The 1,507-nt window shown below is 31.2% G+C and carries 1 protein-coding gene; it reads left to right on the top strand.

What is annotated here, in order from left to right:
* Positions 1-109: 109 nt before the first annotated feature.
* Positions 110-1,336, top strand: a complete 1,227-nt coding sequence (locus CLCHR_RS24200; protein ID WP_079442488.1) for an IS256 family transposase — start codon at positions 110-112, stop codon at positions 1,334-1,336.
* Positions 1,337-1,507 lie beyond the last annotated feature (171 nt).

Here is a 1,507-nt window from a genome sequence, read left to right as displayed (position 1 = left end):
AAGGAATGTAGATAGATTTGTGTAAAACAAATCTACTACATTCTTTTTTTGTATTGTTTGATGGTAGATTTGGAATAATATACTTAAAAATAATAAGGGAGGATTCCAAATGAAAGTACCGGATATTAATTATCAAGAAGAAATTAAAAAGTGTAAAAGCATGGATGATGTTGTCGGTAAGAATGGATTGATGCAAAAGCTATTAAAAGATGTTATGCAACAATTGCTTGAGGCCGAAATGGATCAACATTTAGGCCGAGAGAAGTATGAAAGAACCGATAACGAAAGTGAAAAGAATTATCGAAATGGTTATTCTAAAAAAGATGTTAGAAGTAGTTACGGGGAGGTGCCTATAGATATTCCACGAGATAGAAAATCTGAATTTGAGCCTAGAGCAATTCGTAAGTATGAAACAGAATGTAGTGAGTTGGATAAAAAAATAATAGGTTTGTATGCACGTGGAATGTCTACAAGAGATATTCAATCCGAACTCGAAGAGCTATATGGCATAGATGTCTCTCCATCAATGATATCTAAAATAACAGATAAAGTAATGGATGCAGCTGCAGAATGGCAAAACAGAATGTTAGACCCAGTATATCCTATAGTATATATGGATGCGGTTCATTTTAAGGTAAGAGACGAACATAGGATTGTTTCTAAAGCAGCATACATTTGTATGGGCGTTGATATGAATGGGTATAAAGATATTCTAGGAATTTGGATAGGCGAAGCTGAAGGAGCAAAATTTTGGTTAAGTGTATGTAATGATTTAAATAATCGTGGTGTTAAAGACATCTTAATTGCATGCATGGATGGCTTGAGAGGTTTGCCAGATGCAATTAGAGCTGTTTTTCCAAAGGTATGTATTCAAAATTGTATAATACATCAAATAAGAAATTCCATAAAATATGTCTCTTATAAAAACAAAAAAGAATTTATGAAAGATTTGAAGCTTGTTTATAAGGCGGATACAGAAGAAATTGCGCTGGCGCAGCTCGATGAGTTGAAGAAAAAATGGGATAATACTTATAATTCTGTAATTGATTCATGGTATGAAAATTGGGATAAGTTGTCCACATATTTTTCTTATACTAAAGAAATTAGGAAGATGATTTACACTACTAATGCACTTGAAGGTTTTAATAGGCAACTAAGGAAATTCACTAAGATTAGAACAGTATTTCCTACTGATGATTCATTAAGAAAATCATTGTATTTAGCAACAGATCAGGTTATGAAAAAATGGACTTCGCCACTTCCAAACTGGGGTGTTACACTTTTAAAATTTGAAATAATGTTTAATGAAAGAATCAACGAAGCGTTAGCAGTATAGTTTGTCCATTTTATAAAATTATGTATATATTATCTTTTTTTGCACAAACTAGAAACATAATACTATCCAGTTTTAGTATTTCAAAAGAAATATAAAAATATAACTGGAAATGAAATTTCCAGTTATATAACACATCAAATATTCAATTTACACAAGTTATTCTACATTCTC

This window comes from Clostridium chromiireducens, assembly GCF_002029255.1.
Classification (GTDB): Bacteria; Bacillota; Clostridia; order Clostridiales; family Clostridiaceae; genus Clostridium; species Clostridium chromiireducens.
This window is presented reverse-complemented; position numbering and strand designations above follow the sequence as displayed.